Origin of the sequence: Rhizobium sp. S152, assembly GCF_030380735.1 — a bacterium.
Taxonomy (GTDB): domain Bacteria; phylum Pseudomonadota; class Alphaproteobacteria; order Rhizobiales; family Rhizobiaceae; genus Rhizobium.
In genome coordinates this window covers 22,004-43,107 of sequence record NZ_JAUDRZ010000002.1, presented here as the reverse complement: position 1 = coordinate 43,107, position 21,104 = coordinate 22,004, and the positions used below count along the sequence as shown (strand labels likewise).

The following is a 21,104-nucleotide window of genomic DNA, read 5'->3' as shown; positions in this document are numbered from 1 at the left end:
AATTAGAATGGAAGTTCGCGTCCAAAACCTGCGCAAGGAATTCGATCGCTTTCCGGCGCTGCACGATGTTTCCCTCGATATCCACTCCGGCGAGCTGATCGCCCTGCTCGGACCGTCGGGTTCGGGCAAGACCACCCTCCTGCGGCTGATCGCCGGCCTCGAAAGCCCGACCGAGGGCCGCATCTATTTCGGCGACGAGGATGCTTCCAGCAAGACCGTGCAGGAGCGCAATATCGGCTTCGTGTTCCAGCACTACGCGCTGTTCCGGCACATGACCGTGCTCGATAATGTGGCCTTCGGCCTGAAGGTCAGGAACGCCTCGCGCCGTCCGCCGAAGGAGGAGATCAAGCGTCGGGCGCTGGAGCTGCTGGAGCTCGTGCAGTTGCCGGGCCTCGAAAAGCGCTATCCGGCCCAGCTCTCGGGCGGCCAGCGCCAGCGCGTGGCGCTCGCCCGCGCCATGGCGGTGGAGCCGAACGTGCTTTTGCTCGACGAGCCCTTCGGCGCGCTCGACGCGCAGGTGCGCAAGGACCTGCGCAAATGGCTGCGCGAGATCCACGACCGCACCGGCCACACCACCGTCTTCGTCACCCACGACCAGGACGAGGCGATGGAGCTCGCCGATCGCGTGGTCGTCATGAGCCAGGGCGCGATCGAGCAGGTCGGCACGCCGGACGAGGTCTACGACCGCCCGAACTCGCCCTTCGTCTTCGGCTTCGTCGGCCAGTCGAACTGTCTGAATGTCCGTATCACCGATGGCGAGATCTGGTTCGAGGACCGCCCGCTCGGTCTCAAGGCCGAAGGCGAGCTCGATGGCGAGGCCCAGCTCTATTTCCGTCCTCATGATATCGAGCTGCGCGACGGTTGCGGAGGCTGCATTGCCGGCCTGATGACGACGAGCCGCCGTGTCGCCGGCACCCGCCATATCGAGGTCGATATCGGCAAGGGCCATCCGCCGATCGAACTGGAATTGCCGCCATCTGAGGCCGATGGCCTCGACCGCAGCCGCATCGCCTTCCGGCCGAGCCGCTGGAAGCTGTTTCGCAGCGCCTGAGGAGGCTCATTCTAATGGAAAAGGTGGCACGGCGCAGATGCGCCCTGCCTTCCGCCACGCAGCGGCTATCGTGCGGGCAATAAAAAAGGCCGGGGCAAAACTGCACCGACCTTCTCAACATCGCTATTCACCAGTGCCAGTACATCCGTGGTCAAAGACTAAAGCGATTACGACGATTGCGAACATCCGCGAATTCTGTGGGACGCTCAACCAGCAATGCCGATGAGAGTTATATGGGTGAGCATTGTGTCGGAAACAAGGGCATGGCGTAAAAATCTGAAATTCCATCCGTGCGCGGTCTGCGGCGGTGAAAGTTTACTGCGGTAAACTCGTTCCCTTCAGCGGATAAATCGGACCTAATCGCGTCATCGGACAAATACCAGCCTTGTCTCCGCCGAGTGGTTGTCTTAGCTCAGATGTGAATTGGAACATGTCTGATGATTTATCTCCTGGTCGCGATCCCGATCATTTTCATCTGTTTTCTGCTGTCTCCGCGGTCGACGCTTGCAACGTTGCTCGCCGTGATCGCCGCCGTCGCGGTCGTCGGCGCCTATGTCTACCTGCAGCAGACCGGCCAGAACGGTCTGGCGAGCGAGGTCCACGGGACAAGCAGCGGCGCCGCATCCTGCAGCGATCCCGCCAAGACCGTCGCGGTGAAACTCTCAAACGATAGCGACCGGCAGGTGAACGTGGTCCGTTTCCGGCTGATCGCCAAGCGCCCCGGTTATAGCGACGAGGCCTATTCCGACTATTTCACCAGCAGCAAGATCATCGAGCCGCACGGCACCTTCGAGACGTGCTGGACGCTGAACCAGTACCGCGGTCTCGAAACCTTGCCCGGCAAGCCCGCGCCTTCGGAATTCGAGTGGTCGGTCGATATCTCCTCGGTGGATTTCGCGGGCGGCTGATCCTCGGTTGTCTCGTCTTCGGCAGATGTCCCGACATCGAGGAACTGTTTCCCCCCATCGTGGTTTAGTTCCCGTTAGCCAACGAGGAGAATACGATGAGCGAGGAGCGCCGCCCGACACCGCCTTATCCTGAGCAAGAGCAGCAGCCTCCAGGAAAGACCGCCCGCATGCAGCCCGTGCCCGACCACGGGGAGCATTCCTATCGCGGCAATGGAAGGCTCGAAGGCAAGGTCGCGCTGATTACCGGCGCCGATTCCGGGATCGGCAAGGCCGTCGCGATTGCCTTCGCCCGTGAAGGCGCCGACGTCGTCATCTCATTTCTCGACGAGACCGAGGATGCCGAAGACACCGCACGGTGGATCCGGGACGCCGGTCGACGGACGGTGATCGCACCTGGCGACATCACCTCCGAAGATCACTGCAGGGACCTCGTGCAGCATACGGTCCGCGAACTCGGCTCCATCGACATCCTTGTGAACAACGCGGCGTTTCAACGGACCTACGCCGATATCGGCGACATCACGGCCGAGGAATGGGATCGTACGTTCAACACGAATATCCGTGCGCCGTTCTTTCTTTCGAAGGCGGCGATCCCCTACATGCGGCCCGGCAGCTCGATCATCAACACCACGTCTATCCAGTCGCGCCAGCCATCGTCTCACCTGCTTGCCTATGCATCAACCAAGGGCGCGGTTTCGAACTTCACGGCGGGACTGGCCGAAATGGTGGCCGAGAAGGGCATAAGGGTAAATGCCGTGGCGCCGGGCCCGATCTGGACGCCACTGATCCCTTCCACGATGCCGCCCGAAAAGACCACGAAGTTTGGCCAGCAGACGTTGATCGGTCGAGCCGGGCAGCCTGCGGAACTGGCAGGCACTTACGTGCTTCTCGCATCCGATCTCGGGAGTTTCATGACGGGCGCGGTCGTTCCCGTGACTGGTGGCGAGATCATGATATAGTTGCCGGGTGCAGCATCGTCATGGCACCGCTGCGTAGTTGGGTTTCGCCAGCGGTCGCCATCCTGATCACGGTTTCGTTTGCTCGAAACTTCAACGTGCTGCGGACGTTGTCCTTGAGGAGGAAATGACCATGTCCCATTCACGAGATAACCGCCAGGTACGCATTCCCGGTCCGAACGATCGGGATGTCGCGGAGCACTGCAAGAAATTCGGCATCGGACCGATTGAGGAGCGCAAGCTGCAGAAGCTGCTCGGCAAGCATGCGCCCCTTCACGAGATACAGGCCAACGCTCCACCCAGACTGCCCAAGTTCAGGTAATCAGGGCGGACCTCCGCCCTACTCAGAGACCACCGCCTAGCCTGCCCGCTTGCCGCTGTCGTCGAAGACATGCAGATGCTGGGCAGGGAACGAAACGTTGAGCGTCGGGCCGGCGGTCAGCGCCTCGCGGTTCAGCGTGAAGACCTTGAATGGCAGGCCATGCAGCGACAGGTGCAGGATAATGCCGAAGCCGGTCGGCTCGATCAATTCGACATTGGCCTGCATTCCCGTGGCGTCACTGGTGATGGTCACGTGCTCCGGGCGGATGCCCAGCGTGACCTTGGCGCCATCGGCAAGCGATAGCGGCACCGGCAGGGCGACCACGGTGCCGTCCTTGAGCTTGACGCCGCCGGCCTGATAGGTCGCATCGAGGAAGTTCATGCCGGGCGAGCCGATGAAGCCGGCAACGAAGAGATTGGCCGGGCGATCGTATAGCTCCAGCGGACTGCCGACCTGCTGCACCACGCCGCCATGCATGGCGACGATGCGATCGGCGAGCGTCATCGCCTCGATCTGATCGTGGGTGACGTAGATCGAGGTCGCTTTCAGATCTCCATGCAGTTTCTTGATCTCCGCGCGCATCTGCTCGCGCAGGCGGGCGTCGAGATTCGACAGCGGCTCGTCGAAGAGGAAGGCCTTGGGCTGGCGCACGATGGCGCGACCCATGGCGACGCGCTGGCGCTGGCCGCCGGACAAGGCTTTCGGCCGGCGTTCGAGCAGCGGATCGAGGCCGAGCTTCGATGCGGCGGCACCGACGGCGCTGGCGATCTTCTCCTTGGCCGTCTTCCTGAGCTTCAGGCTGTAGCTCATGTTTCCGGCGACGTTCATGTGCGGATAGAGCGCGTAGGACTGGAACACCATGGCGATGTCGCGGTCCTTTGGATGCAACTCGTTGACACGGTTTCCGTCGATCTGGATCTCGCCGGCGGTGACGCCCTCAAGGCCGGCGATCATGCGCAGCAACGTTGACTTGCCGCAGCCCGACGGGCCGACCAGCACGACGAACTCGCCGTCCCTGATTTCGAGATCGACGCCGTGCAGCACCTGCACATGGCCGTAGGCTTTCTGGATGTTCTTGATATCGATCGATGCCATGTGACTAACCCTTGACCGCGCCGGCCGTCAGGCCCTGGACGAGATAACGCTGGATGAGAAGGAAGAAGAGACCGGCCGGAATGAGCGCGAGAACGCCCGCCGCCATCATCTGCCCGAAATCCACCGAGAATTTGGAAACGAAAGTGAGAAGCCCGACCGGGAAGGTCGCCGCGTCGTTGCCGTTGATCAGCATCAGCGCGAACAAAAGCTCGCTCCATGCCGCCGTGAAGACGAAGCCGAGCGTCGCGGCGATCCCCGGCAGCGTCAGCGGCAGGATGATCTGCCGGAAAGCGGTGAACTGCGTGGCGCCGTCGATCATCGCCGCTTCCTCGAGGTCCTTCGGGATGCCGTCGAAGAAGGACTGCATCAGGAAGGTAGCGAAGGGAACGTTGAAGGCGGTGTAGACGACAACGAGACCGGTGAGGCTGTTCGTCAGGTGCAGCGGCGTCAGGATCTTGAAGATCGGCGCCACCAGCATGACCAAGGGGAACATCTGGGTGAGCAGCATCAACGCCACGATCCAGTACTTCGCCCGGAAATTGAAGCGCGACAGCGCGTATCCAGAGAGCGAGGCACAGATGGTGACGACGATCGCCGTCGAGGCCGAGACGATCAGGCTGTTCTTGAAGAAGGTCGGAAAGGCGCTGTGCTGGATGACGAAGGAGTAGTGCTCCCAGGTCGTGCGCGATGGCCACATCCGGACGCCCTCGGAATAGAGGAGGTCGTTCGGCGTTACCGAGACCTTGAGCAACCAGAACAGCGGAAACAGCGCGAAGACGATGTAGCAGAGGATCGCCAGGCGGTGCGCGATGGTGGGAAGAATGCGTCTCATGGCCTCAATCCTTGTTCAGCAGGCTCTGCCGCAGCAGGATGATCAGCATCGAATAGGCAAGCAGCAGCACGAGCAGCACCAGCGCGATCGCCGAGGCATAGCCGAAATCCAGCCGCTTGAAGGCCTGGGTGAAGATGTAGCTGGCGACGATCTGCGTGCGATCCGCCGGTCCGCCACCGGTCATGACGACGATGAGATCGGCGAAGTTCGACACCCAGACGGTGCGCAACAGCACGGTAATCGCGATCGTCGGCGCCAGGAACGGCAGCGTGATCGAGCGGAAGCGCTGGAACCAGCCGGCGCCGTCGATCGACGCGGCCTCGTAGAGATCGCGTGGGATCGCCTGCAGGGCGGCGAGCAGCGTGATGGCGAAGAAGGGAATGCCCCACCAGACGTTGGCGATGATCGGTCCCCACATCGCATAATGCGGATCGGAGAGGATATTGCCCGGCTCGCTCATCAGCCCCAACGCATAAAGCCAGTGCGGGATGGGGCCGATGACGGGATTGAAGAGCCATGCCCAGTTGAGGCCGGCGAGGAAGGACGGCACCGCCCAGGGTAGGAAGACCAGCGCCTGCACGAGCCCTCGTCCCCAGAAGGGCTTGTCGAGAAGGAGCGCCAGGATGAGGCCGAAGATGAACTGCAGCGCGACGGACGCGCCGGTCCACAGCAAGGTGTTCTTCAGCGCGCCATAGAACGCGGCGTCCTTGGCCAGCGCCCGGAAATGATCCAGCCCGATGAAGCCGCCAGAAAAAGGGTTTAGCAACTGGATATCGCGGAACGCATAGGACACGCCGATCACCAGCGGCACCAGCATCACGGCGATGATAAGCACGAGCGATGGGGCGCTGTAGAGATAGGGTTCCGAGGCATCGGCGACGCGCTTCAGCCACGACCTGCGGTCATGGCGTCTGTCCAGCGTATCGGCGGTCATGGTCATCTGGGTGCGGCTTTCATGGTTACGTTCAGTTTGCCAGCAGTGCCCGCGGCCCCCTCATCCCCGGTGCAATAAGTTGCGCCTGACCTGCCGGCACCTTCTCCCCGGTGGGGAGAAGAGATATGCCGCAACGTCTCGGTACCCCTTCTCCCCTCGGGGAGAAGGTGCCCGTAGGGCGGATGAGGGGGCTGCTTGCTCAGTTTAGCCCGCTTACTTCTTCGCGAGGTACTTCTGCTGCGCGGCGGTCAGGTATTCCGCCCACTGGTCAGCCAGTTCCTTCGGCGTGATATCGCCAAGAAGCGCCTGCTGCGTCGTCTTGATGGCGAGCGAATCCTTGAAGAAGGCGAATTCCTCGAGGTAAGTCGGCATCACGGTCGGAACGATGTTCTTGTCGGCCAGTTCGTCGAACCAGCCCTTGAACTGTTCGCTGGCGTAGAAGGGATCCTTCTCGGCCGAGGTGTGAACTGGCAGAGCGCCGGTGCGCTTGTTCCACTCGATGTTGCCTTCGGGCGATTCCAGCGTTTCGATCAGCTTCCAGGAGAGATCCTTGTTCTGGCTTGTCGTGAACATCGACCAGCCGGCGAAGCCGATCGTCGTAAAGCCCTTGCCGCTCGGTCCGACCGGCATCTTGGTCACGCCGAAATCCTCGGGCTTCATGCGCTGGGCAACCGCGATCAGGGCATCCGGATCCTGGTCGAGCATGGCGCAGGTGCCGGAATAGAAGCCGGCGACGGTCTCGTTGAAGCCCCAGTTGACGCTGTCCTTCGGCGCCAGGCCCTTCTTGTAGAGATCGACCACCCATTCGAGACCCTTGGTCCAGCCTTCGCTGTTCATGGTCGAGGTGCCGTCGTCGTTGAAGAACTTGTTGGAGCCGGCCATCGTTGCGCCGAACATCACCCAGCCGTTCAGGCCGCCCGGTCCACCGCGCAGGCAGTAGCCGGACTTGCCGGGAAGCTTGGAGACCTTTTCGGAGGCGGCGACGAATTCGTCCATCGTCTTCGGCGGCTCGGAAACGCCGGCTTCCTTGAACAGGTTCTTGTTGTAGAACAGCGCGCGCAGATAGAAGCCGTATGGCAGCATGTAGGCGGTGTTCTTGACGTCGCGGCCGAGCTCCAGCGCGCGCGGGGTCAGACCCTTGGTGTATTCCCATTTTTCGAGATAGGGCTCAAGGCTTTCGAGCATGCCGTTATTGGCATAGAGGGAGAGCCAGGTATCCGGCATTTCCATGACGTCGGGCGTATCGCCGGCCGAGACCATGGTCGCGAACTTCTGGAACGCCTCGTTCCACGGCAGCGAGATGATGTCGACCTTCGTGCCGGGATTGGCGGCCTCGAACTTGCCGACGAGCGATTTCAAGGTCTCGGTGCGCTCCGGGCTGGTGATGACCTCGACGAGCTTCAGCGTCGTGTCGGCCATCGCCGTACCCGCCATCATCGTGGCCAGCAGCGTTGCGGTGATCAGTCTTTTCATGCTCATTCCCCCTTCCAGGTTTTTTCCTCTAAGTCTTGCCTTACTAAGCGACGGCAAGCGCCTCCTCGATATCCCTCCACAGCGCCTCGGTTCCTTCGAGACCGACATGGAGGCGTACGGACCGCGCATGGATCCCGAAGGTATGCGCGGAATTCGGTTGCGCCTTCTGCTGAAGGACGACCTCGCCTGGTACGATCAGGCTTTCATGTCCACCCCAGCTCACTCCCAGTTTGAAGAGCTTGAGGTGATCGGCGAAGGCGCGGATATCGACGCCTTCGCGGAATATGAACGAGAATAGACCGGAGGTGCCCATGAGGCCCGCCGGCAGGCGGTTGGCCAGGCCCGGATGGCAGACGGTTTCGACCACATCCAGTTCCTGCAGGCGCTTGGCGATGGTCATGCCGGCCGCCTCGTGCGCCTTCATGCGGATCGGCAGCGTCCGCATGCCGCGGATCAGCAGCCACGCATCGAAGGGCGACAGCTTGCCGCCGAGATAGGGATAGGATTCCGCCTTCACCCGCGCGACCATTTCCTTCGATCCCGCCACGACGCCGGCGACGACATCGCTGTGGCCGCCGAGATATTTCGAGGCCGAGTGGATGACGAGATCGACGCCGAGCGTGATCGGCTTCTGGAAGACCGGGCTCGCCCAGCTGTTGTCGATCATCGAGACGACGCCGTGCTTCCTGGCGAGCGCTGCCAGCGCGCCGACGTCGTGCGCCTCCATGACCCAGCTCGTCGGGCTTTCCATGTAGAAAAGCCTGGCGCCGGGCAGCGCCTTGGCGACCGCTTCCTCGTCACGACCATCGACATAGGTGACCTCGACCTTCATCCGCTTCAGGATGGTGCCGAACAGGCGGAAGGCGTCGGGATAGACATGCTTGACGGCAACGATGCGGTCGCCCGGCTCGACGAAGGCGAGCACCGCCGACGAGATCGCCGCCATGCCGCTCGCAAAGCCTAGCGCATCCTCGGCGCCCTCGAGTTTCGCCAGCATCTCCTCGAACATGCGCACCGTCGGATTGAGGCCGCGCGTATAGATCGGCCGCACTTTCTCGCCGCGATAGGAGGCGATCATGTCGTCATAGTCGGAGAAGGTGAACAGTGAGGTCTGGAAGATCGGCGGCACCACGGCCTCGGCGAAGTTCCCCTCGTCGTGCGCGGTGATGATGGAGGCAAGTTCGAACGGGTCTGCGCCGTTGCTCATTTGGACATTTCCTTGATGTCTTCCTCGACGACCGCGAGGATTTTCAGTGTCTCTTCGCGCGCCGCTTCGGGATCGCGCGCGGCAATCGCGTTGAAGAGCGTGCGGTGAAAGGGAAAGGAGCGGCGGGCAAAATCCTGCCGCTCGAAGGGATGCTGCCAGAACTGCCAGAAGGTCTCCCGCATCTGCTCGAGAAGCTGGCGAAACAGCGGATTATGGGTGGCGTCGTAGATTGCCAGGTGGAAGGCGAGATCCTCGGGGCCGGAGGTGCCCTTCTCGATATGGACGCGCTCCATCTCGTCGAGGTTCCGCTCGATTAATGCGAGATCCTGCGCTGTCCGCTTGGCAGCCGCCACCATGCCGGCCTCGCATTCGATGCCGCGACGGACCTCCAGCGTCTGCAGCAGCGCATCGCGCAGGGTACCGGCGTCGAGCGACAGGGGCATGTGGATGGTGGCCTTGGAAACCGGCTTCAGGAGATAGGTGCCGCTGCCCTTGCGGGTCTCGATCACCCCAAGCGCCTGCAGATGGCTGATCGCCTCGCGGATCGTCGAACGGCCGACCTGTAGCTGCTCCATCAGCGCCCGCTCGGTCGGCAACCGCTCGCCCGCCTGCAGCCGCGCGCTCTCGACGTAATCGGCCAGCGCATCCGTCACCTGACGGGCGCGATCCAACGCCGGAAGCGGCCGCATCATCGGCCTGTTGTCGTTCGGTGCCTTCATGGTTCCCCAGATTATTATAGGCAGCCAGACTCGCTGAATTGGTCTGACATCTTACCATTTATGAACGTGCGTTGTGCGTCAAGTGCCTATTAGCTGTAGAGTGGATAACCTTTTCCCGAAAATCCGGGGCGAAAACTGAAAACTGGCCGTAAGAAATCCCGAAAAGTGCATCCCAGGAAGATCGTCCTACCGAGGGGCTTTGCCGACCCAATCGACCGGGGGCCCTTTGAGCGCTGTTTCCCCTCCGAACCCTACCTGAATCGGTAGACCGCCTGCCTCTCCAAAGACCGGCGCTGGGCGGCGCCTACTCACGAAGGCGACAGCCTTCGACGATCCTCGAATCCGGCGAAGCAGGCGGATTGATTGAATGCGGCTGTAGCTCAATGGCAGAGCACTGATTTGTGGCATCAGGGACGGTGGTTCGATACCACCCGGTCGTACCACCATCCTCATTCTCAAAGCGCGTCGAGATCTCGATGCCGCTATTCCATAGCAGGATAGGGTGTAGGCTAGGGGATCACCGGGCCATTTACAAAAAGGCGCCAGAGGTCGCGTCGACTCCGCAGAGCAAAAGTGCGCGAACTGGCAACCGTTGGCTCAGCGCGTGATGGCTGAGACCAAATAGGCTATTTGGACCATCGTTTGGGCGGAGCCGTCACTGCATCACGGAAGCTCATCTCGATTTTCTCTCTCCACAGATCAAAATCGGGATGTTTGGAATGGATATGGACGACGCGGATAAGATCAATGTCATCCTCATCCTGGCCAGAAACTACCATTTGTCGCGCGTGCTCTTCATTTCCCGAATAGGACACCAGCGCGATACCACTCCGCAATCCGTCGTCAAATGAGGAGCTACGCATCTCGCTCATCTTGTGAAGCCACCGCGTGTAAGCTTCGGAGCGGGATGCAGCCGCAACATCAATCCGGACCTCGAATACTCTTTTCACCGGTCTAGGTTTCTTCACGCTTATTCCTCGTTGTTCCCGACCAGGGACATGGAGAATTGAAATCGAACGTTTAGCACGAGCCAGTTGGCTTCTCCCATCTGGCGTCTAGCGCAACACATCCTAAAAAATCCCTGCCGATCTGTTTAAAAAGCAGCTATAGGTCGTATTTGTCTTCGGTGGGGAGAGATTGGGTGATACAGCCGGGTAATGAATTTGAGCGCAAGGTCGCGGAGTTCTGTAGGCGGAACTGGCCCCCTGAGGTCGTTCAAACAAACCGGATGGTAGATGGCCGTGAGGTGGATGTCGTAATTGACGCCAAGGATCAACTGATCCTCATCGAGTGCACGATTGACCGCTCGAAAAAGAAAGCTGAACACGACATCCTGAAGCTCAGGAATACACGACGGGTGATCGCCGGGGACCTAAACACCCGTCCGGTCACGGGATTTTTCATCACGCAGGGTGACCCCACCCCTGAGATACACCAGGTCGCCTCGGCTAACGGATCTTGGATCGAGGCATGCTCATTTCCAACCTTCGTCAATCGTTTCAACTGCAGTTCCACTTATCTTATCGAGCGGATGAAGCGTCCCTTCGGAAGCGTGCGCAACCCCGAAGATGACAGCATCCATCTTGATCGGAAACGCTACGTCCAGGTCCCGTTCCGCAATATCGAGGACACAAGCGAGACGAGTATTGACCGCATTGTCGACGATATCTCCCAGAAACGTCGTACCAGGTTCGTGGCAACGGGTGACTTCGGCGTCGGCAAGAGCATGACGTTCCGGGAAATGTTTTTTAGGTTCGCCGAGCAGTACGAATCCGGCGAGCTTTATCGCTTTCCTATCTACATTAACCTGAACGAAGCAAATTCCGACGATGGGGACGACTTCATTGACCTCCTGGAGCGGCATGCAAAATGGGTTGGGCTAAGGTCAGATCGTGACAAACTGGTCCATGCTTGGACGACTGATTGCAGTATTCTCTTCCTTGACGGTTTCGACGAACTCATCCGAGCTGGTTTCACCCGCCTTACGACTTCATCTCGCGATATCAGGTATGCTTCATCGCATATTATTCGATCTGCGATTGAGCAGTCCCCGCGCGACACCCCTATCCTGATTTCTGGCCGCCAGAGCTACTTCCCAAACTTCGCGGAAATGCGGCAATCCCTTGGGGCGACTAAATTCGCGCACGTTTCCTTGCAAGATCTCAAGGAAAGTGAGGTTAAAGCTCTCTACCGGAAGATCAACCCTCATGGCCAGCAGCCGGTGATCATGGACTGGCTTCCCCAAAGACCACTTCTCTTGTCCTACATTTATTTCGAATTGGGGGACAAAATCGGCAGTGACAGCGACCTACTCAATCCGCTGTCTCCAGGAGTTGGATGGGACATCCTCCTCGACAAGCTCTGCGCTCGCGAGACCAAGGTCGCCCGCGGCGCGGAGCCGAGCCAGATACGCAGACTACTCGAGCGCATCGCACTTCACGCGCGGACGAACATCGCCGAGGCTGGCCGTATTACAAGCCTGCATGTCGCAGATGCCTACAGAGATGTCATGGGTATGGAGCCTGACCTCTCGGTCCAACAGGTCCTCATGCGGTTCCCCGGATTGACGACCGGACACGCTAACGAGGAACGCAGTTTCATCGATGACAGCATTTACGAGGCAGCCCAAGCTGGAACGATCGTTGATGCAATCGAAGCCCTCGCAAGCCGGAACGACAAGTATCTTCGCTCTGACGAAGTCACTCGGCTTTTGACTGCTTTCAGGCGAACGAGATCCTCAATCACGCAGCTCACGGCGCAGGTTGCCGCATCCGCGCTCAAGAAACGTGACTATGCGGCAAAGCTGAGTTTCGCGTTGGAAACATGCCTGAGCAAGGAGGACCATGCTTCAGGAAATCTCGCCGCCGATTTGCTCACCTGCGCGTCACTGGAGCCGGAGCTTTTCCTTCGCTCGGAATTGAAGAAGATCTCGATACGAGACGCGGCGTTTCCCGAACTAGAAATCAGCAACCACTTGCTCAAGGGTCGTAAGCTACATTTCCAAGATTGCATATTCGAAACGCTCGATCTTGCCTTTGATGAGGAATTGACCGCCTCGATAAGGTTCGAAAGGTGCCGCGTCGAAACGCTTCATTGCTCCGGTGAGGTTTCAAAGCGTTTGGAAGGCATGGGGCTTGGCGCTGGTGACATCGAGGAAAGGTCGATCGTCGACGGCACGAACTCCGATATTCTGGAGATGTCGATCCCGGACGGATTCAAGGTGCTAAAAATCGTCCTTCGAAAAGTCTTCCGGCAAGCAGGGTCTGGTCGCAAGAAGAGTGCGTTTTTCCGGGGAATGCCAGGTATTGATGGTGAGCTTATCGAACAATGCCTCACCGCTTTGGCCCGCAAAGGACTCGTGTACGTGGTAGGTGCGGTGCACTCCGATGAATCCGTATGGCACGCGAATCGCGCCCACTCGAAGCGTGTGGATTTTCTGATAGAGACGGTGAACGTTCCCGACGATCCGCTACTCAAGGAGTTGCAATAGGCTGCGTTTGGAGAGATCGCGAACGACGGCTGCCCTAGTTACAAGGGAAGAACTACACCGGTTCAGTTGTCAATTAACTCACCCTCTGCGGTCAGCAATTGGTATTCTCCATAGCTGATGATCGGAATTCCCTTCTTCCGCGCGTCTCGTAGCTTAGTGGTGTTCAGTGTCGGGTCTTCCGCCACCAAGACCTTGAGTCCTCGGACGACCGTGTCGACCGCCCTCCACCCCAGCTCTCGGGCTTGCTCCAATAGCTCCGGCCTGGGAATTGGCCCCTGCCCGGTAAAGCAAATACTCGGACGATCATTGTAATCATCACCGTAGAAGTCCTTGTGATTGATCACATTCCGGGGCTTGCTCAACCCCCGCCAAGCCATCTGCGAACGCCAGGAGCCCTTCCAACCGGTGGGAGGCACCAAGTGTCCCGCCATGATGCTCATTGCTTTATCCGCATTTGCGCGATCATCGGTGGGTACCATGTGGCGCTCACCGGCAAGCACGACAGCATCGATGTGAGCGCAAAACAATCCGATGGTGTGATTGTTACAGCTGCATGTCACAGCTCGCTCCTCGGTCAGGATAACGATCTGGCGAAAGGCATCCTCCGTTTTCGCCTGGCATCGGATCGTAATTTTCGTCATCGGCCCCCTCACTGCTGCCCAAGACGCTTACGTTATCGCGCTAGAGGTTAATCAAGGCCGAAAGTGTCGATCCCAAAATTGGCCCTGTTGAGCGTGATTACATGCAAGGCATGGGGGCCTATACTTTCCCTGGGCATGGAGCCGCCGGACTATAAGCCCACGCGCACTTCTACATGTAGAAGCGATACCTTGGGTCCGCGTCGACGCCCTCGGGGATGTACCTCAATATCTCGCCGACCTGACGTGCGGCACGCATCGTAATCGGCAAAGCGCCGTCGAACTGTGTGTTGTTCCAGTTCATCTTGGTCAATGCCAACGTCTCCTGCAACAACGCGTCCCACTCGGTTCGATCACGACGCTGGCAACGCAGGATAAGAGGGTTGGGGACGTACATTCCTGGGTAAGTCGCGAAGAAGTCGACGCTTCCACGCGTGTACAGCAGCGATGTGTCCTGATCTATCCGCATCGCGGTTCCCCGCAGCGGCGGGTAGTCGCCCTGCCGGACCAGCTTGATTGGCGACCGACGGGGCATCCAGATGAAATCCGCCATCGTGACGCCCGCCTCTTCCAACGCGGTGTTGAGACCGTCAAATTCATCCTCGTGAAACCGAGAACTTTTATGGATCACCAGCCGGGCCGGGAAGTTTAGATGTTCTCGCTTATACGCGGCCAGGGATCGTTTCAGAAGAGAATAGGCATCATCTGTGCTCAGATAAGGATGGCGATCATGCTTGTCCTCAAGCGCCGTGCCGCCTTTCAAGATGAGCCCCTCGCCTCGCTCGTCGAATAGCTGGGCGGAGCTGGTTCGAAGTGAACTTCCCGAAAGGTCTTCAAAGAAACTGATGCCGAGATACGTCGTGTCGTAGGCCCTTCGATCCCGGATCATTCGCCACGGCGTGCCACCGGCCTTGTAGTAGAGGGCACAGAAGAAATTCCACGCGCGAGTAGCCTCGTCCTGAACACGCCGGTTTGACAGCTTGGCAAGCTTTCGCTTGATGACAGCGCTGTTGTCATAGGTTGAAGGCCAGACAAGCTGGATCGGTATCTTCATTGCCATTGACGCGGCTTTCAGCGCCCCTCGAAAGTCCGCGTAAAGGCGGCTTTTGGGCTCGTCGTTATCAACGGGTTCCTCGTCCTCGCCGCTCTCGTGTTCTGTGTCCTCTGAGACCTGCAGGTTTTTTACGCGTTCGATCAGCTCAATCGGCAAGGCGCAAATGATTACCTGGGGCGGTCGGTCCAATTGCGACAGATCACGGATTTCCTCCAGGAAGAGCGCTACCGCCTTCTTGATCGATTCTTGATCCGCAAGTTCCCGGACGACCTCACTGATACCGGATGTGGAAAGAATACGCTGATGTTGATCGTCGATCTCGAACCAGCAGCGGAATGGCCCGCCGATACCAATGCCAGGAAATGCCGGGAATAAATTGGGTTGGCGACTAGGCTTTGCCGCGATCTCACTCTCACATTGCCTGAACCACTCCCTCAGGCCGTCCACCGTGCGAGAACTGCCGACTACGCCGATCTTGAGTGACTTCGTTCTGTCTAGGCTGAAATCGACAGGCCCGTGATCGATAAGGCCAAACCGGACGTCCAGATGACGCCCCTCGCCGCCGAACTCCAGGAGCGGCTCGCCGTAGTGTTTCAGATTAAAGATCGAACTCAACCTGCCCTGCCTTCCTAGCCTTGATCGTCTCCGAGTCTTCGCGGTTGCCCCAAAGCTCATCCGGCACGCCAAATTCATGGGCTAGCGGATCGACCACCTCAAAGCTGAGATAAGGATATTCGTACTTCAGCATGTCGCCCTGCTCTGTCAGAAGGGCTCTCCATAAGCGCAGGTGGCCACGAACGTTGGAGTTTGTCTCGATCATTTTGATCTTGGTCAGGTGCTCCGCCGCATAGTTGTCCTCGAGAAAACCATCTCTGGTGAAGTGATAGGTAGGATCAACAGAGAGATACCAATCGCCGTCGATCTCCATGAAATTCGGATAAAAGGCAGCGTGACGAACATAAGCAGGTCCGCTTCCGTCCAGCCGCTTCCCATGCTCGGTGACAACTGATCGCTTTCCAGCGCCTTGTCTGTCCAAGAATGTGTAAATGACCCGATCGCGCTTTTTCAGTTTTCCCTTGAAAAAGAAATACTTCTTAAATCGGTCATAGACCAACCGCTCACGGGTGCGTTCGCCAAGGCAGCGATTGAGAAGCTGGACGAATAGCCGCCGTGTTATCTCTCCGCCGGAATTGAACCACTCCTCGGTCTCGATGACGTCCACATTGCCATGATCACAAGCTTTCTCGAAAAGCGGGTCTTCCAGATCTCGGAAAGATACGATGTGACCATCGTGGATGATCCAGTCGTTCGGCGGGAATTCGTCCCGGAGCAACAGAGCCTTGCGGACCTCCGCCATGTTTAGTTCGGTCGCTGCCAAATTTATGCGGAAGGGGAAGCTTGCACGAAGCAGATTTGTCTCGAGATGTTCAGCCGATCTAACAGATGGCACGACCATTCCCGGACGGGCGAAGTCGCTAACAAGAGCGGCGAAGCGTGGCACGGTCTCCTCTGTCAGCGCATCTGACTGACGGTTGAAAATAACCTTGCGCGAAAGCTTGTTCTCGGGAACCTGCAGATAGGTTTGGATCGACTTCCAGAAGACCAGGCCGCTCTTGCGATGGATGACGACTAAAATGACGGGAACGTTGGCGTTCTGCCAATAATCGAGATCACGTTGTTCCGGCCGGAAAACGAAGGATTCGCCGCTGTCCTCCGCAAGATGATCAGTGGTTTTGAGCTGGGCAGCGATATACTGCGCTCTCACCTCGCCAGTTTCGCGATCACGCAGCTCCAGGAAACCGTCCACGCCAGCGTCGAGTGGGCCTGTTGGATGGAAAGCGATGCCCGCATTCAAGACACGACTGGCGAAGAGGTGAAGACCTTCCTCGCCCAATAGCTGGTTTGGATGCAGCTTTTTCACGGTTCTCCCTGCAGAATTCGCGACCTATCCGATCCAGAACATAGGAGGAACTCGACAGGAAAACCATAGCGATAATCGCTGTTTAGCCAGTTATCCCACAGGAGAAGAAACCGTCATGGCATTTTTCGGAAGTTTTTCGGATTTTCAATCCAGAAACGACTCCCGCCGACGGATGAAAATTCTCTTGGTGCCATTCAGTCGTCAAGCGAGATCCATCTGCGGTTACTATCGCTGGTGGATTCATCGACCCGCTTTTGTAGCGGGTATTTGCTCACAAGATGCAAACTATCGATGTCGAAGACGTCAGCTAGCACTGCCTCCCTCAGAACCAGTTCCCTGGTCCAGCATCCACGGACATCGCCGTGTAGGTTAGATGCTGTCACCCTGACGACGATGCTCAACGTCCCCCCTGAATCACTGCTGATTTCAGCGAACCCTTCTCCGACCCAGCTGCGGCCTTGACGAAACTCACGGCAGTGAAGCTCCCCGTGGTTTCCCCTTCGAGGAGGCACGCCCCAGTGCACTTCGTGGTCACCAGGCACCCGCGGCATCTGAGGAAATGCGGGCTGACGCCCAAGCGCAGCGGCTAAGACGTTCGCCTGTGGAGGACTCGGTGGGAACAGCCTTCCATAGTGAAAGGACGTGTCGAACCGCCCGCCCTCTACACTGATTTCTACGACGAGGTTGCTCGCGGTAACAGGGCCGACATTGTTGACTGCCACCGTAAAGCTGACCTGATTGAATAACGACTGGAGGTGTCTGGGAAGGTTCGAAACATATTTCGGCACCTTGTCCTCGCGCCATCTATCCGGCGGAACCCAACGCGGCTGATTCATGAACTGCTCTGTTCCGCGCTTTTGCAGCTTTGCAAAATACCTCTTTTCGACTGCCTGAGTCAGATTGCTCTTATCGCGGTCGTCGGGATCAAGTATGCGTAGGGGAGTGAAGCCGTCCGGTAAATCGACAGTGATCTCCACCGTGATCTCGGGTTCGCTCTTTTTCAACTCAGACAGCTCGGCCTTGAGCCGAAGGTTCTCCCTCTCCTTGGGGCTGGGTTCCGGCGGCAGCAACCAATGCTCCGGAAGACGCTTGGCAGCAATGCCGTGCTGGATGGCGAGGGATACGGGATTGATATCGTGGCTGATCAATATTGAGCGTTTCAGATCGACGCCTTTTGCATTGATGATCTGGCCAACCACCTTGTGGTCGCCCTCCTCCCGGTCGAGGTCCAGGACGTCGTAGTCGACCCGCGCACACGATGCCAGCATTAGGTCGACCACCACCCTCTTGTCGCTGATCCGCACGGTCTGTTGCAGCTCTACCGAAGGACCAATCAACCGACTAAACGCTCGGGACCGATCAGCCAACCGGCCATCACGCTTGCGCTTGTCGATCTCGGTCTGGACTTGTGGCACCACCATGACAAGGATTGGGCCTGCCGGATCTATCTCGTGCCATGGCAGCTGGGATATCGGTTTGCCTTCGAGAACAACCATTGTGTCGATGAAGACTATTTTGGCATAGGTATCGAACAAGCCCGACAAAAGGTCTCTCCAAACTCGCAATCAACACGCGATCTGAGCAAAATGACGAGATTGCGTCACTGGACTACTTTTGGATAATCTCGAAAAGTGTATGAAGCAGCGGTACAAAACCCGAGCAATCGACCTTGCCCCGGTTCGCTCGGATTATTTTCGTCGCAAATTCCCCTTTGCCATACTCATTGGGTCCGAGCTTCTCACTCTTCTTCTGCTTAAGCTTGAGGCTCTTGGTGCCAAGCTTTTCCTTGAGCCAATTGTCGGGAAATAGCTTCTCAATATAAAAGTCAGCCTGGCCGCCACTTGGTATCGGTACGACGTAGAGGTTTTGCGCGACGTGGTAATACGGCTTGGATCCATCAATTTTTGTGGTGGACCCCGTTGCGGTCTTGATCCAACTCCACATTCCTCGCTTCCACTATCGTTGTCTACGATAATGATGACTGGTTTCGCGGCGTCAGCGTTGAAAAGCTTGGCGACCCTTGCAAGATGGTATTCGGCGAACTTTCTAAGGTCCCCTCCTCCGCCTGCAAGTTCCAGTAAATCACCGGCCATGTCGCTGTGCCGGACGAAGTCGACGTTCCAGTGATCGCCCTTGGATTTCTTAGTGTGTGGAACGACATCTAGAAGCGGAGCCACCATCGGATCACCAATGTTCCAACGGATGGCTTCCTTTAGGTAGATGTAGTCGGTCTTCCCCTCGCATATGATCAGCGGCTTTGGGCTGGTATGTATTCGATGGAAATGGAAGAAGTCCCTCATCAGTTTCAGATAATGCGGCGCCGGACGACTGCTGCTGAAATGCCGGATAGGTGCGTGGTTGTGCTCACGTCCCTTGATGTCGTGAAGGTGGCATAGCATACCCCAAATCTGATGAGAGTTGAGTTGCTTTTCGTCGACCTTTAAATATCCGGGAGCCTCTGCTTTCCCGGTAGTCATCATCGCATGAGCGCAGAAGCGCACGCCTTTATAATAGTGCCGCCCAACGTTGACCTTTCGGTTCACCGTGAGGCCCGTAGTCGCCTGTCGTTGCTGTCCGGACTGCATACGGGTCTTGGTCGCGTTCAACTTCAAGCCGCTGGATACTACGGCTTTTTCAATGGACGCGCCCGCCGTCCAAACTCCGGCCTCCTGTGATCCGACCTGAGGCGGAAACTCTGGCAGATTGGTTGAGAACGTTATGTCGTCAGCATATCGCGAGTAAGTGCAGCGGTACTTTCGCGCCACCGCTTGGAGTCGGTGGTCGAGGATCTGACTTAGAAGCTCCGAAACAATGGGCGAGGTCGGAGCGCCCTGCGGCAGAACATTGGCGTGGCACGCCGTTTGAGCCAATACTGTCGCAACCGTGGGGTTTAGAGCAAAGCGGTCGTTCTTTATGAAATATCCACGGACCCTGCCGAAGTTAAAGCTTGGGAAAAAGTCTTCGATATCCACGTTGAACACATGTCGCTTTCCCATATGGCGCAAAGCATTTGTGTAGATCGAGAGGTCACGCTGTTTCTGAAAACCGTGCGAGATCACGCGCCCCGGAAATTCGGGTTTCCCATGAATGTCAAAATAGCACTGGTAGAGAAGTCGGCTTAGGCGAGACTGAATAAACTTGAGATTCTTGTTTGGGGCGCTTATCGGGCGGCTTGAGCCGTCCTTCTTGGGAAGCTCGAACGAGTGATATTTAACTGCTGGATCGGTCTTATAGATTTGCTTTGAAAGAAATTTCGGCTCGACTTCAAGAAGAAAAGCGACATCGGAGAGATCGACGCAGGCCTTCAGGTCTTTCAGTCCAAACTTATAGATCTCTGCTGTCATTGATTGGCGATCCGCAAGCACTCTTTCGTCGGAACACGGTTTATCGAACCGTAAGGATAAGGCGCGTAGAGGAAATCCCACTCAACGCTCTTTATAGCCGCCACAATACATGGCGGAAAAATCTGCCTGCGGATCATCTATCTGGGTAGAGATCTAACGCGAGATTCGCAAGCTGGATTTCAACCATCCCGAAGTTGGGTACCGCGAATACTATCTGGCCTTGCTCATGTAGCGCCATTAACAATGAGCCGCGGCCAATCTTGACTCCCAGTCGAAAAAGAACAAAATAGGAACGTACTGTTTCATTTGAAGTGGAGTAGGCCATGACCAGTGCGCCGAAGGATTTCGCTCGTCCTCGAAAACCGCAGGACATTTACTGGACCACTCCATCGGCATCGAGCCTTGCGGAGATCCACCCGCTACTGATGGCCGTGCTGTTGATGCGAGCCAATCGAGCGCAATTGCTCATCCAGTCCTGCCAAGTTTTCGACGCAGCGACGGCGAGCCCACGAGGAAATTTTGACGTCGCCTTTGACCCCTCAACCGGGTCTGCGTGGGGGTATTTCGATCATGGAAACACTGATCACCAGATGACTCGTCCTCTTGCGTTTCAATTGTCGGGACCGAGTGAAGACTCGATAGAAGCCTTCCATCGGGTTCTCCAGGAGCGAGGCGAATGAGGGCGCCTTCTCTAAAGGAGTTGCAGGACCTGGAGTACGAAGTAGAGGCCGCCCTCGCCTTTCACGACGACGATCCCAAAGCGACCGTCGCGACACTCTTGGCAGATATCAAACACCTGCGCCTGCAGCTCGCCCTTGCAGAATGCGCATTGAGCCGTGGGATGACACGCGGATGGACGCCGCAATATGAAAGGCAGGACAGCGGTGCTTGATCGGGTAAAATCTCCCGCCATGAAGCGACCGGACATCGCGTTTCGAAAATGGTGGGATAGCCAGCCTCAATCGTTTCGGGATCGAGCGGACGCTGCGGTCGCGCAAATATCGTTCCGACATGGGTTCGCCACGGGAAGACAGGCAAATTTGGACCGCTATGTATTCACCGTTGGCCGCTTCCGCATCACAGTCTACGCGACCGGCCTAATAGAAGCGAAAAGGAAGGCAGCAAGCGAGGCTGATTTCCGTGCGGCCAGCAAGGGGTGG

Annotated in this window: 19 protein-coding genes and 1 tRNA gene; 8 read left to right on the top strand and 12 right to left on the bottom strand. The window is 57.8% G+C overall.

The window, feature by feature from the left end; all coding sequences use genetic code 11:
* Window positions 1-7: 7 nt before the first annotated feature.
* From QTL95_RS01680 to QTL95_RS01665, 4 genes are all read left to right on the top strand, one after another.
* Window positions 8-1,051, top strand: coding sequence for a sulfate/molybdate ABC transporter ATP-binding protein (locus QTL95_RS01680; protein ID WP_289718230.1), 1,044 nt, complete (start codon window positions 8-10; stop codon window positions 1,049-1,051).
* 437 nt (window positions 1,052-1,488) lie between these two features.
* On the top strand, window positions 1,489-1,959 hold the full coding sequence (locus QTL95_RS01675; protein ID WP_289718229.1) for a hypothetical protein: 471 nt from the start codon (window positions 1,489-1,491) through the stop codon (window positions 1,957-1,959).
* Window positions 1,960-2,054: 95 nt separating this feature from the next.
* Window positions 2,055-2,918 carry an SDR family oxidoreductase gene (locus tag QTL95_RS01670; protein WP_289718228.1) on the top strand — a complete coding sequence of 288 codons (864 nt, stop codon included), beginning with the start codon at window positions 2,055-2,057 and terminating at the stop codon, window positions 2,916-2,918.
* Window positions 2,919-3,048: 130 nt separating this feature from the next.
* Window positions 3,049-3,237 carry a hypothetical protein gene (locus QTL95_RS01665; RefSeq protein WP_289718227.1) on the top strand — a complete coding sequence of 63 codons (189 nt, stop codon included), beginning with the start codon at window positions 3,049-3,051 and terminating at the stop codon, window positions 3,235-3,237.
* Between the two features lie 36 nt (window positions 3,238-3,273).
* On the opposite strand, the gene QTL95_RS01660 is transcribed toward QTL95_RS01665, so the two are convergent.
* From QTL95_RS01660 to QTL95_RS01635, 6 genes are all read right to left on the bottom strand, one after another.
* Window positions 3,274-4,332, bottom strand: a complete 1,059-nt coding sequence (locus QTL95_RS01660; protein ID WP_289718226.1) for an ABC transporter ATP-binding protein — start codon at window positions 4,330-4,332, stop codon at window positions 3,274-3,276.
* Between the two features lie 4 nt (window positions 4,333-4,336).
* Window positions 4,337-5,164, bottom strand: a complete 828-nt coding sequence (locus tag QTL95_RS01655) for a carbohydrate ABC transporter permease (RefSeq protein ID WP_037179336.1) — start codon at window positions 5,162-5,164, stop codon at window positions 4,337-4,339.
* Window positions 5,165-5,168: 4 nt separating this feature from the next.
* On the bottom strand, window positions 5,169-6,104 hold the full coding sequence (locus QTL95_RS01650; RefSeq protein ID WP_289718224.1) for a carbohydrate ABC transporter permease: 936 nt from the start codon (window positions 6,102-6,104) through the stop codon (window positions 5,169-5,171).
* A gap of 207 nt (window positions 6,105-6,311) precedes the next feature.
* Window positions 6,312-7,571 carry an ABC transporter substrate-binding protein gene (locus QTL95_RS01645; RefSeq protein ID WP_037180036.1) on the bottom strand — a complete coding sequence of 420 codons (1,260 nt, stop codon included), beginning with the start codon at window positions 7,569-7,571 and terminating at the stop codon, window positions 6,312-6,314.
* Between the two features lie 43 nt (window positions 7,572-7,614).
* Window positions 7,615-8,778 (bottom strand): PLP-dependent transferase, encoded by a 1,164-nt coding sequence (locus QTL95_RS01640; RefSeq protein ID WP_289718223.1) that lies wholly within the window; start codon window positions 8,776-8,778, stop codon window positions 7,615-7,617.
* A complete protein-coding gene (locus tag QTL95_RS01635) occupies window positions 8,775-9,497 on the bottom strand; it encodes a FadR/GntR family transcriptional regulator (RefSeq protein WP_289718222.1) in 723 nt (240 codons plus the stop codon). The genes QTL95_RS01640 and QTL95_RS01635 overlap by 4 nt, the downstream gene beginning before the upstream one ends.
* Before the next feature lie 369 nt (window positions 9,498-9,866).
* Here QTL95_RS01635 and QTL95_RS01630 point away from each other — a divergent pair.
* Window positions 9,867-9,940, top strand: a tRNA-His gene (locus tag QTL95_RS01630).
* A 183-nt stretch (window positions 9,941-10,123) separates the two neighbouring features.
* On the opposite strand, the gene QTL95_RS01625 is transcribed toward QTL95_RS01630, so the two are convergent.
* A complete protein-coding gene (locus tag QTL95_RS01625; protein WP_289718221.1) occupies window positions 10,124-10,465 on the bottom strand; it encodes a hypothetical protein in 342 nt (113 codons plus the stop codon).
* A 173-nt stretch (window positions 10,466-10,638) separates the two neighbouring features.
* On the opposite strand from QTL95_RS01625, the gene QTL95_RS01620 reads away from it, so the two are divergent.
* On the top strand, window positions 10,639-12,987 hold the full coding sequence (locus QTL95_RS01620; protein WP_289718220.1) for an NACHT domain-containing protein: 2,349 nt from the start codon (window positions 10,639-10,641) through the stop codon (window positions 12,985-12,987).
* Window positions 12,988-13,049: 62 nt separating this feature from the next.
* Here the strand turns inward: QTL95_RS01620 and QTL95_RS01615 are convergent, their stop codons facing one another.
* The 5 genes from QTL95_RS01615 to QTL95_RS01595 all read right to left on the bottom strand — a co-directional run bounded on the left by QTL95_RS01615 (window position 13,050) and on the right by QTL95_RS01595 (window position 19,944).
* The gene (locus QTL95_RS01615; RefSeq protein ID WP_289718219.1) at window positions 13,050-13,628 is read right to left on the bottom strand and encodes a hypothetical protein; all 579 of its coding nucleotides are present in this window, start codon (window positions 13,626-13,628) and stop codon (window positions 13,050-13,052) included.
* A gap of 169 nt (window positions 13,629-13,797) precedes the next feature.
* Window positions 13,798-15,294, bottom strand: coding sequence for an argonaute/piwi family protein (locus QTL95_RS01610; RefSeq protein ID WP_289718218.1), 1,497 nt, complete (start codon window positions 15,292-15,294; stop codon window positions 13,798-13,800).
* Window positions 15,278-16,600 carry a DUF4365 domain-containing protein gene (locus QTL95_RS01605; protein WP_289718217.1) on the bottom strand — a complete coding sequence of 441 codons (1,323 nt, stop codon included), beginning with the start codon at window positions 16,598-16,600 and terminating at the stop codon, window positions 15,278-15,280. The genes QTL95_RS01610 and QTL95_RS01605 overlap by 17 nt, the downstream gene beginning before the upstream one ends.
* A gap of 194 nt (window positions 16,601-16,794) precedes the next feature.
* Complete coding sequence (locus tag QTL95_RS01600) at window positions 16,795-18,144, bottom strand: hypothetical protein (RefSeq protein ID WP_289718216.1); 1,350 nt, start codon at window positions 18,142-18,144, stop codon at window positions 16,795-16,797.
* Between the two features lie 144 nt (window positions 18,145-18,288).
* Window positions 18,289-19,944, bottom strand: coding sequence for a retron Ec67 family RNA-directed DNA polymerase/endonuclease (locus QTL95_RS01595; RefSeq protein WP_289718215.1), 1,656 nt, complete (start codon window positions 19,942-19,944; stop codon window positions 18,289-18,291).
* 323 nt (window positions 19,945-20,267) lie between these two features.
* Here QTL95_RS01595 and QTL95_RS01590 point away from each other — a divergent pair, with 323 nt between their 5' ends.
* Both QTL95_RS01590 and QTL95_RS01585 read left to right on the top strand, forming a co-directional pair.
* Entirely contained in the window at window positions 20,268-20,624 is a 357-nt protein-coding gene (locus QTL95_RS01590; protein WP_289718214.1) for a hypothetical protein, read from the top strand.
* A complete protein-coding gene (locus QTL95_RS01585) occupies window positions 20,621-20,836 on the top strand; it encodes a hypothetical protein (protein WP_289718213.1) in 216 nt (71 codons plus the stop codon). The genes QTL95_RS01590 and QTL95_RS01585 overlap by 4 nt, the downstream gene beginning before the upstream one ends.
* The last annotated feature ends 268 nt before the right edge of the window (window positions 20,837-21,104 follow it).

Excerpts from the sequence above, each read along its gene's own strand:
- QTL95_RS01680 (WP_289718230.1), top strand. The coding sequence starts at position 8 with ATGGAAGTTCGCGTCCAAAACCTGCGCAAGGAATTCGATCGCTTTCCG.
- QTL95_RS01675 (WP_289718229.1), top strand. The coding sequence starts at position 1,489 with ATGATTTATCTCCTGGTCGCGATCCCGATCATTTTCATCTGTTTTCTG.
- QTL95_RS01670 (WP_289718228.1), top strand. The coding sequence starts at position 2,055 with ATGAGCGAGGAGCGCCGCCCGACACCGCCTTATCCTGAGCAAGAGCAG.
- QTL95_RS01665 (WP_289718227.1), top strand. The coding sequence starts at position 3,049 with ATGTCCCATTCACGAGATAACCGCCAGGTACGCATTCCCGGTCCGAAC.
- QTL95_RS01660 (WP_289718226.1), bottom strand. The coding sequence starts at position 4,332 with ATGGCATCGATCGATATCAAGAACATCCAGAAAGCCTACGGCCATGTG.
- QTL95_RS01655 (WP_037179336.1), bottom strand. The coding sequence starts at position 5,164 with ATGAGACGCATTCTTCCCACCATCGCGCACCGCCTGGCGATCCTCTGC.
- QTL95_RS01650 (WP_289718224.1), bottom strand. The coding sequence starts at position 6,104 with ATGACCATGACCGCCGATACGCTGGACAGACGCCATGACCGCAGGTCG.
- QTL95_RS01645 (WP_037180036.1), bottom strand. The coding sequence starts at position 7,571 with ATGAAAAGACTGATCACCGCAACGCTGCTGGCCACGATGATGGCGGGT.
- QTL95_RS01640 (WP_289718223.1), bottom strand. The coding sequence starts at position 8,778 with ATGAGCAACGGCGCAGACCCGTTCGAACTTGCCTCCATCATCACCGCG.
- QTL95_RS01635 (WP_289718222.1), bottom strand. The coding sequence starts at position 9,497 with ATGAAGGCACCGAACGACAACAGGCCGATGATGCGGCCGCTTCCGGCG.
- QTL95_RS01615 (WP_289718219.1), bottom strand. The coding sequence starts at position 13,628 with ATGACGAAAATTACGATCCGATGCCAGGCGAAAACGGAGGATGCCTTT.
- QTL95_RS01595 (WP_289718215.1), bottom strand. The coding sequence starts at position 19,944 with ATGACAGCAGAGATCTATAAGTTTGGACTGAAAGACCTGAAGGCCTGC.
- QTL95_RS01590 (WP_289718214.1), top strand. The coding sequence starts at position 20,268 with ATGACCAGTGCGCCGAAGGATTTCGCTCGTCCTCGAAAACCGCAGGAC.
- QTL95_RS01585 (WP_289718213.1), top strand. The coding sequence starts at position 20,621 with ATGAGGGCGCCTTCTCTAAAGGAGTTGCAGGACCTGGAGTACGAAGTA.